We start from the raw sequence: 10,144 nt of genomic DNA on the forward strand, positions 1-10,144 counted from the left end.
TGCTTCGGCGGCCTCGCGTTCGCGGCGCTGGCGCGCGAGCCGCAGGTCGTGGCGTTCGCGCGCGGCATCGGCCTGTTCCTGCGACCACGCGTCCCAGCCGGTGCGATCGCCGGTCACCGGCAGCATCGCGATGCAGTCGACCGGGCAGGGCGGCACGCACAGGTCGCAGCCCGTGCACAGCGACTCGATGATCGTATGCATCTGCTTCGGCGCGCCGACGATCGCGTCGACCGGGCACGCCTGCATGCACAGCGTGCAGCCGATGCACAGGCTTTCATCGATGAAGGCGACCGCGCGCGGATGCTCGCTGCCGTTGACGGGGTTCAGCGGAATCACCGGTTTGCCGAGCAGGCTCGAGAGGCGTGCGATGCCTTCGGCGCCGCCGGGCGGGCACTGGTTGTAGTTCGCGTCGCCGGCGGCGATCGCCTCGGCGTACGGGCGGCAGCCGTTATAGCCGCACTTCGTGCATTGCGTCTGGGGAAGCAGATCTTCGATGCGATCTGCGAGTGTCTTGGAATCGGTCACGGTGACAACGGGCGCAGCGGCGCCGAATGGCTCTCGACCGCGTCGGGCGCGGCCGGAAAGGTTTGCCAAAGCTCGATTATCGCCGATTTCCCGCATTGCGCTGGACGCCGTCTGTGCGCATAATCGAACCGCTTTTTTGCAGGGGCTCAGCAGGAGGGCGGCCGCACGCGGCGCGCCCGTTCCAGGGCGGCCGGCGCCAAGGCGGTGGGGGTGCCGGTCCGGATCAAGCGGCTCACATAGCAAAACGCCACCATGAATCAGCCAAAAATCAAAAGAGATCCTGAAGGTACGCGCCGCCGCATCCTGATGGCGGCAGCCGAAGAGTTCGCGAGTGGAGGGCTGTTCGGCGCACGCGTCGACCAGATCGCGCGCCGGGCCGAAACCAACGAGCGCATGCTCTATTACTACTTCGGCAGCAAGGAGCAGCTGTTCACGGCCGTGCTCGAACACGCATTCTCCGCGCTGACCGAGGCCGAACGCGTGCTCGACCTCGACGGCGTCGCGCCGGTCGAAGCCGTCACGCGGCTCGCGCATTTCGTTTGGGACTACTACCGCGACCATCCGGAACTGCTCAGGCTCATCAACAACGAGAACCTGCACGAAGCGCGCTACCTGCACAAGTCGACGCGGATCCGCGAGATGATGTCGCCGATCGTCGCGAAGCTCGGCAACGTGCTGACGCGCGGCCAGAAGGCCGGGCTGTTCCGCACCGACGTCGATCCGCTGCGCTTCTACGTGACGCTGTCGGGGCTCGGCTACTACATCGTGTCGAACCGCTTCACGCTCGCCGCGACGCTCGGCCGCGATTTCACCGACACCGACGAGCGCGCGGAGATGGTCCGGATGAACACCGAAGTGCTGCTCGCGTATCTGCTGCGACGCTGATGCGCTGACCGCGCTGAAGCGGCCGCTGGATGCAAAAACGCCGCCGTGCGCAGGCAACGGCGGCGTTTTTTCGTCTGAACGCGGTGCGTCAGGCGGCCTTGCGTGTGCGCACGGCCTTTACGCGCGGGCTGCCGGCGGCGGCGCGTTTCGCGGCCGGAGCAGCCTTGACGGGAGCCGGTGCGGCAGCCTTGGCCGGCGCCTTCGCGCGTGTGCGCTTCGCCACGGTGGCGCGCGTCGTGGCTGCCGGCGCTTCCGGGACATCCTTCGTCGCGCCGTGCTTCGGCTCCGGCGCATGCTCGCGGATGAAGTCGCGCAGCTGCGGATAGATGATCGTGCGCCAGCGGCGGCCCGAGAAAATCCCGTAGTGACCGCACTTCTCGGCGGTCAGGCTGCGGCGATCGTCTTGCGGGATGCCCGTGCACAGCTCGTGCGCGACATGCGTCTGGCCGCTGCCGGAGATGTCGTCGAGTTCGCCTTCGATCGTCATCAGCGCAGTGCGCTTGATGTCCTGCGGACGCACGCGCTCGCCTTCGACATCCCACGTGCCTTCGGCCAGCCGGAATTCCTGGAACACGACGCGGATCGTCTCGAGGTAATACTCGGCGGCCATGTCGAGCACCGCGTTGTACTCGTCGTAGAACTGGCGGTGCGCTTCGGCGTCATCCTCGTCGCCGCGCAGCAGGCTCTGGTAGAAATCCCAGTGCGATTGTGCGTGCCGCTCCGGGTTCATCGCGACGAAGCCCGTGTGCTGCAGGAAGCCCGGATACACCTGGCGGCCTTCGCCCGGATAGTTCGCCGGCACCGTATGGATCACGTTGTTCTCGAACCATGCGGTCGAGTGCTGCGTGGCGAGCGAATTCACCGACGTGGGGCTGCGGCGCGCATCGATCGGGCCGCCCATCATCGTCATCGTGAGCGGCGTGTCCTCACCGCGGCTCGCCATCAGCGAGATCGCCGCGAGCACCGGCACCGTCGGCTGGCACACCGAAATCACGTGCAGGTTGCGCGCGCCGATGTGACGGATGAACTCCTGGATATACGCGATGTAGTCGTGCAGGTGGAACGGGCCGGTCTCGATCGGCACCATCCGCGCGTCGATCCAGTCGGTGATGTAGACCTTGTGATCCTGCAGCAGCGTGCGCACGGTGTCGCGCAGCAGCGTCGAGTGGTGGCCCGACAGCGGCGCGCAGACCAGCACGACCGGTTCGTCCTTCAGCTGCGTGACGGCGTCGGCGTCGTCCGAATAGCGCTTGAAGCGCAGCAGCCGGCAGAACGGCTTCTCGACGATCGTCTGCTCGACGATCGGGATGTTGTGGCCGTCCTTGACGATCTGATGAATGTTGAATTCAGGCTTCTCGTAATCCTTGCCGAGCCGGTACATCAGTTCGTACGCGGCGGCCATCCGCGTCGCGCCCGGCATCAGCGAGAACGGGCTGGACGGATTGGCGAACGATTTGGACGCGGCCTGGGCCCAGGCCGTCAGCGGGCTCAGCATGGCGCGCTGGAATTCGTGCAGTTGGTAAAGCATGCAGACTACTCCCGCGTGGGGGACGGTGCGCAAGGGCGGCGTGGGGCGTCGCGGCGTGCCGTGTGGGTCAGCGACCGGCCATGTTGCACTGCAGCCGGACAATCGCGTCGATCATATCGGACAACGATGGGTGGTGCAATGCAACATTTCCCCGATTTTTCATCAAAGTTTTGCGATTTGACGTTCTCTGACCAAGCTGCTCGTGCCCCCGTTCAGCGCCCCGTCGCGACGGCCGGCGCGGGCTGGCCGGCTGCGCGCGCCATTGCGTCTTCGTGGTGCATCAGATTCATCGCGGTATGCACGAGCGCCACGTGGGAGAACGCCTGCGGGAAGTTGCCGACGAGCCGCCCGGCCACCGGGTCGTACTCCTCCGCGAGCAGCCCGAGGTCGTTCGACAGTGCGAGCAGCCGGCTGAACAGGCGGTGCGCGTCGTCGATCCGGCCCAGCAGCGCATAGTTGTCGACCAGCCAGAAACTGCAAGCGAGAAACGTGCCTTCGCCGGGCGGCAGGCCGTCGTCGTAGTCGGTCGTGCGGTAGCGCATCACGAGCCCGTCGTGCAGCAATTCCCGCTCGATCGCCTCGACCGTGCCGACGATGCGTGGATCTTCCGGCGGCAGGAAGCCGAGCAGCGGCATCAGCAGCACGCTCGCGTCGAGCTCGTCGCTCCCGTAGCTCTGCGCGAACGCCTGTTTGCCTTCGTGCCACGCGTTGTTGCATACGTCTGCATGGATCTGGTCGCGCAGCGCGCGCCAGCGGTCGAGCGAGCCGGGCAGCCGGAACATCTCCGCCGACTTGATCGCGCGGTCGAACGCGACCCACGCCATCACCTTCGAGAACGTGAAATGGCGGCGGCCGCCGCGCGTTTCCCAGATGCCTTCGTCGGGTTCCTGCCAGATCTTCTCGAGATGGTCGAGCAGCGCGCACTGCACGGACCAGACCGTGTCGTCGGCCTGCAGGCCGCCCACGCGTGCGAGGTGCAGCGCGGCCATCACCTCGCCGAACACGTCGAGCTGGAGCTGGTTCGCGGCGCCGTTGCCGACGCGCACCGGCTTCGAGTCCTGGTAGCCGGGCAGCCAGTCGAGCTCCATTTCCGGCAGCCGGCGCTCGCCGGCGATCCCGTACATGATCTGGATTTGTTCGGGCGAGCCGGCCATCACGCGGCCGAGCCACGTGCGCCACGCGCGCGCCTCGTCGTAGTAGCCGCCGCGCATCAGCGCGAGCAGCGTGATCGTCGCGTCGCGCAGCCAGCAGTAGCGGTAGTCCCAGTTGCGGTTGCCGCCGATCTTCTCGGGCAGCGACGTGGTCGGCGCGGCGACGATGCCGCCGGTCGGCTCGTACGCGAGCGCCTTCAGCGTGATCAGCGACCGGCGCACGGCGGCCGCGTAGCGGCCCTGCACCTGGCAGCGGCCCGACCATTCGAGCCAGTAGTTTTCGGTGCGCGCGAGCATCGACAGCGGATCGCGCGCGGGCGGCAGCCGCAGGTGCGACGCCGCGTAGCTGAGCGAGAACGGCACGCGCTCATCGGCGCTCACCGTGAATTCCGCGAGCGTATGGAGGTTTTCGCCGGTGAGCGGCACCGGCGTGCGCAGCACGACGGTGTCGGGGCCCGCGATCGCCTTCATGCCGTCCTCGCGGGTCAGCTGCGTGACCCACGGGATCGAGAAGCCGTAGTCGAAGCGCAACACCAGCTCCATGCGCATCTTCATCGTGCCGTGGCGGCCGACGACGATCCGCACCAGTTCGGACCAGCCGTTGCCGGGCGGCATGAAGTCGACCACGGTGACGGCACCGTCGGCGCTTTCGTAGTCGGTTTCGAGAATCAGCGTGTCGCCGCGATAGCGGCGCGTCGTGTGCGTGATCGCGGCGTCGGCGGCCGGCGCGAGCAGCCAGCGGCCGTGCTCGGGGGTGCCGAGAAGCGCCGCGAAGCAGGCGCCCGAATCGAAGCGGGGCCAGCACAGCCAGTCGACGGAGCCGTCTTTAGCGATCAGCGCGGCGGTGTGGCCGTCGCCGACGAGGGCGTAGTCTTCGATCAGGGCAGGCATGGGCAGGCGATCCTTGGGTATTCGAGTTCACAATGCGGACGGCGGTGGCCAAGGCTTCACGCGCTGGCGCCGCGCCCCGTATACTCGGCCGGGCGGCGGAGCGCATGAACGGCCGGCGTTTCGTCCTATCTCAACACTTGAAGCGACTCGATGCAAGGAGGATTCAATGCCCAACCGTTTACGCGAGCGTGACGCACGCGCTTCGACACGAGGGTTCCCGCTTAGGCTCGCTCACTGGATGAAAGGTTTCGCGATCGTGCTCTCCCTTTCCGCGACCCACGCATTTGCGCAGCAATCGCCCGCCCCGGCCGACGGCGTCTACAACCTGCTCGTCGGCACCTATACGGGTGGCGGCAGCGACGGGATTTATGTTTACCGCTTCGATACGAAAACCGGCAGCGTCGCGCCCGTGTCGTCGGCGAAGACCGTGAATCCGTCGTACCTGTTGCCGAGCCGCGACGGTCGCACCGTCTACGCGGTCAACGAACTGCCCGGCGACGACGGGCCGGCGACGACGCGCGGCGGCGTCAGCGCATTTCGCTTCGACGCGAAGACGGGCGCGCTGAGCTTCATCGACCGCGTGTCGTCGGAAGGGAACGATCCTTGCTATCTCGCGCTGTCGCCGGACGGCAAGTACCTCGTGACCGCCAACTACTCGGTCGCGAAGGATCCGGGCGGCAGCTTCGCGGTGTTTCCGCTGCGCGACGACGGTGCGGTCGGCCAGGCCGCGCTGACCGTGCACCATGAGGGCACGGGGCCCGTGAAGGGCCGCCAGGACGGCGCGCACGTGCATTCGACGGTGTTTTCGCCGGACGGCCGTTACCTGTTCGTGCAGGATCTCGGCGCGGACAAGATCTACGGCTACCGCTACACGGTGGACGGCAGCCGCGGGCTGATCGGCCCGACCGACACGCGCTACACGCCGGTGAAGGCGGGCTCGGGCCCGCGTCACATGGTGTTCGGCGCCGACGGCCGGTACGCGTACGTGACGAGCGAACTCAACGCATCGGTCGAGGTGTTCGGCTACCACGACGGCAAGCTGTCACCGGTCGAGACCGTGTCGATGACCGCGCCGGGCTTCAAGGGCAAGGTCGGTGGCGGCGCGATCCACCTGTCGCCGGACGGCCGCTTCCTGTACGTGAGCAACCGCGGCGACGCGAACGATCTCGTGATCTACGCGGTGAATCAGGCCGATGGGCGGCTGAAGCACGTCGGCCGCCAGTCGAGCCTCGGCAAGACGCCGCGCGAGTTCCTGATCGATCCGACCGGCAAGTGGCTGATCGTCGGCAACCAGGACAGCGATACGTTCTACGTGTTCAGCCGCAATGTCGAAACGGGTCAGCTCGGCCCGAATCCGCAGAAGGTGGCGGTCGGCAAGCCGGTCGACTTCAAGCTGGTGCCGGTGCAGTAAAAGAAAAAGGGCGCTGCCGATGCAGCGCCCTTTTTTTGGGGCGGCCGGTTTCCCGGGGCGCCTGTATCGATTGACGGCGGCCGACCGGCCGCCGCGTTCAGTCGGCCGAGGCCGGCACGAGCACCTCGCGGCTGCCGTTGACGCCCATCGGCGACACGAGCCCGGCCGCCTCCATCTGCTCGACGAGGCGCGCGGCGCGGTTGTAGCCGATGCGCAACTGCCGCTGCACCGACGAGATCGACGCGCGCCGCGTGCGCACGACGAACGCGACGGCTTCGTCGTACAGCGGATCGGCTTCCGCGTCCGGCGCATCGCCGAACAGGTCCTGCGTTGCACCGTCGGCGGCCGGGCCGTCGAGGATCCCTTCCTCGTACTGCGGCTCGCCGAACTGCTTCAGGTACTCGACGACCCGGTGTACTTCCTCGTCGGCGACGAACGCGCCGTGCACGCGCTGCGGATAACCGGTGCCCGGCGGCAGGAACAGCATGTCGCCCATCCCGAGCAGCGATTCGGCGCCCATCTGGTCGAGAATCGTGCGCGAGTCGATCTTCGACGACACCTGGAACGCGACGCGCGTCGGGATGTTCGCCTTGATCAGCCCCGTGATCACGTCGACGGACGGACGCTGCGTCGCGAGGATCAGGTGGATGCCGGCTGCACGCGCCTTCTGCGCGAGGCGGGCGATCAGCTCTTCGATCTTCTTGCCGGCGACCATCATCAGGTCGGCCAGCTCGTCGATCACGACGACGATCAGCGGCAGCGTCGACAGCGGCTCGGGATCCTCGGGCGTCAGCGAGAACGGGTTGCCGATCTTCTTTTCCTTCGCTTCCGCATCGCGGATCTTCTGGTTGAAACCGGCGAGGTTGCGCACGCCGACGGCCGACATCAGCCGGTAGCGCTTCTCCATCTCGCCGACGCACCAGTTCAGCGCGTTCGCAGCGAGCTTCATGTCGGTGACGACCGGCGCGAGCAGGTGCGGGATGCCTTCATAGACCGACAGCTCCAGCATCTTCGGGTCGATCATGATGAGCCGCACGTCCTCGGGCGTCGCCTTGTACAGCAGCGACAGGATCATCGCGTTGATCGCGACCGACTTGCCCGAGCCCGTCGTGCCCGCGACGAGCATGTGCGGCGCCTTCGCGAGATCGGTGACGACCGGGTGGCCGGTGATGTCCTTGCCCATCGCGATCGTGAGCTGCGAGGCCGAGTGCTGGTACTGGCGCGACTCGAGGATTTCCGACAGGCGGATCATCTGGCGCTTCGCGTTCGGCAGTTCGAGGCCCATGCAGGTCTTGCCGGGAATCGTCTCGACGACGCGGATCGACGTCAGGCCGAGGCCGCGCGACAGGTCCTTCATCAGCCCGACGATCTGGCTGCCGCGCACGCCGAGCGCGGGTTCGATCTCGAAGCGCGTGATCACGGGGCCGGCCGACGCGCCGACCACCGTCACCGGCACCTTGAATTCCTGCAGCCGCTGTTCGATCACCTGCGCCGTCTGCGCGAGGTGTTCGTCGGTGATCGTTTCGACGTCGCCGGATGGAGGCTCGAGCAGGTCGAGCGTCGGCAGTTCGACGCTGAACGACGCGGGTGCGTGGAATTCGAATGCGTTCGGGCGCGGTGGGCGCGCGGGGGTGTCGGGGGCTGGGGAGCCTGCTGCGGCAGGTTCGGTTGCCATGGTGGCCGCTTCGGCCGGCGGGGCAGTGGGGATCGCCGGTACGGTCGTGACGGCCGCCGGTGCGGACAGGCTCGCGCCGGGGATTGTTGCTACGGGTTGCGGAGCCGTGGCCGATGGGGCTGCCGGTACTGCGGAGACATTCGACACGGACCAGCTTGCCGGCGACGAGGCCGAGGCGGGCGGGGGGGCGAACGTCGTGGCTTCGATTGCTGCAGGCGCGGAAGCGGTCGACGGAGCCAGCGCCGCGGTGGTTGCGCCGAAGGACGTCAGCGAGCCGGCCGGAGCGACGGGCGAGCTGGCGATCGGTTGCGCTGGAGTCGCTGCGGCGGCGGTGATCGGTGCGACTGCGCCGGAGGACGTTGCCGTCGTGGCGGTAGAGGCCGGCGGCACGGGCAGGCTTGCGGCCGGCTGTGATGCGATTGCGCTGGAGGTACCGTATGTGCCGAATGTCGTACCCGTCGACGAGGTTGACGGGGTGGCCAGATGCGTCGGAGCGAGCGCGGACGACAGTGCAGCGACCGAGCCGGACACAACATTCGCGGGCGTCGTGGTTGCGATCGCCGGCGTGCTCGAACCGGATGTCGAGGCCGTCGGGCTGGCCGTCGACGGCGTCACGGCGGGCGCAACGGGCGATGCGGGTGTCGATGCGCGGGGGAACGAACCGTAAGTCGTGTCCGCAACGCTAACCGGGGGCGCCGACGCGATGGATGCAACGGTCGAAGCCGACGCAGCGCCGGTCACGCCAATCGGTGATGCTGGCGCGACGGATGCAGCGGTCGATGCCGGAGCGGCCGGCTGCGAAATCGAGGTCGACGTAGCGCCGGTCACGCCGAACGAGGATGTCGACGCGGCAGATTCAACGGTGGATGCCGAAGCGGCCGGCTGCGAAAGCGGAGCCGACGAAGCGCCGGTCACGCCAATCGGGGATGCCGGTGCGACGGCTGCAACGGTCGACGCAGCCGGTTGAACCAGCGAACCGGATGCCGTGCCGATCACACCATCCGACGAGGCGGTAACGGTGACAGGCGCAATGCCCGAGGCGGATGCAGGCGCTTGCGCGGTGGAACCGTGGGCGGTGCCGACGAGCGGCGACGCAGTGCTGGCCGAAGCCGTTTGCACGGCGGCAAACGGTTGAGCCGCAACCGGCGATTTCGGCAATTCCGCGGTGACGGGCGTGTTCGTCGTGGCCGGCTGCGCTGTCGAAGGCGTCCACGTCCATGCCGCTGCCGGTGCGGTGCCTTGAGCGATTGCCGACAGCGGCGCCACAGGTTCCACCGTGTCCAGCTTGGCGGCTTCCGGTGCAGCACCCGATCCGGCTGGTGCCGACGCAGCCGCAAACGGCCTGGTTTCGGTACTTGCGCGCGACGTCGCTTCGCCGATCGGCGAAGAGGCGAGGGCCGCGAACGGTGCGATGTTCCCGGCGGGTTTTACGTCGGCGTGTGCATCGACGATACCCTGCGACACGCTTGCCGATGCCGTGCGATCGATTGCGGGAGCCGGTTGCGCCGTGTACGTGTTGCCAGTATCGAGCGATGCCGGCGGCTTGCTCCCGGCGATATCGGGAGCAGCCTCCGTCCCGGGTTGGGCGGACGCGGCATTGGCCGGTTCCGATCCCGTCACGTCCGTCGTCGACTCGGCGACCGGGTTCCAGGCGGACGCGTCGAACGCCGGCGCGGGCGTGATTTCCGCCGCAGGCGCGGCAGGGCCATCGTCGGCGTGCCGGATCTCGTCATCGGCGTGATGCGGGAACGCGGCATCGTCGATGCCGGTATTCCACTGCGCGTGCGGTGCGGTGGCGTCGAACGCCACGGTGCCCGCATCGGCAACCGGTGCATGGACAGCGGGCGCTGCCGGCATGAACGCGTCGAGCACGATCGGTGCGTTCTCGTCGTACGCCGGCGCCGCATCGTGTGCGAGCGGAACACCGGCGTCATGCGCCGCGAGGCCGTGGGCCGCAAAGGCGGTCCCGGTCGGCACGGCCGCTGCTGCCGGCGTTGCAATGCCGGCTGCTGCCGCGGCCATACCGGCCACGGTTGCAGCTGCCGCCGCCGCGTGCCCGGCATCGTCCGACTGCGCAC

The 10,144-nt window shown here is 67.8% G+C and carries 6 protein-coding genes; 2 read left to right on the plus strand and 4 right to left on the minus strand.

Annotated features, from left to right (window positions below):
* A partial coding sequence (rsxB, locus tag G3O06_RS44020) for an electron transport complex subunit RsxB (RefSeq protein WP_205819824.1) occupies positions 1-621 on the minus strand: 621 nt, incomplete at its 3' end.
* A 156-nt stretch (positions 622-777) separates the two neighbouring features.
* Between rsxB and G3O06_RS44025 the strand changes: the two genes are divergently transcribed.
* Positions 778-1,410 carry a TetR family transcriptional regulator gene (locus G3O06_RS44025; RefSeq protein WP_129512661.1) on the plus strand — a complete coding sequence of 211 codons (633 nt, stop codon included), beginning with the start codon at positions 778-780 and terminating at the stop codon, positions 1,408-1,410.
* 88 nt (positions 1,411-1,498) lie between these two features.
* On the opposite strand, the gene phaZ is transcribed toward G3O06_RS44025, so the two are convergent.
* Entirely contained in the window at positions 1,499-2,938 is a 1,440-nt protein-coding gene (phaZ, locus tag G3O06_RS44030; protein WP_205819825.1) for a polyhydroxyalkanoate depolymerase, read from the minus strand.
* Between the two features lie 212 nt (positions 2,939-3,150).
* The gene (locus G3O06_RS44035) at positions 3,151-4,980 is read right to left on the minus strand and encodes a glycoside hydrolase family 15 protein (protein WP_174971757.1); all 1,830 of its coding nucleotides are present in this window, start codon (positions 4,978-4,980) and stop codon (positions 3,151-3,153) included.
* Between the two features lie 166 nt (positions 4,981-5,146).
* Here G3O06_RS44035 and G3O06_RS44040 point away from each other — a divergent pair, with 166 nt between their 5' ends.
* Positions 5,147-6,391, plus strand: a complete 1,245-nt coding sequence (locus G3O06_RS44040) for a lactonase family protein (protein WP_205819826.1) — start codon at positions 5,147-5,149, stop codon at positions 6,389-6,391.
* 97 nt (positions 6,392-6,488) lie between these two features.
* Here G3O06_RS44040 and G3O06_RS44045 read toward each other — a convergent pair.
* Positions 6,489-10,144, minus strand: a 3,656-nt coding sequence (locus G3O06_RS44045) for a DNA translocase FtsK (protein ID WP_241020549.1), incomplete at its 5' end; no start/stop codon positions are given.

This window comes from Burkholderia sp. Ac-20345 (assembly GCF_017104825.1).
GTDB lineage: Bacteria > Pseudomonadota > Gammaproteobacteria > Burkholderiales > Burkholderiaceae > Burkholderia > Burkholderia lata_B.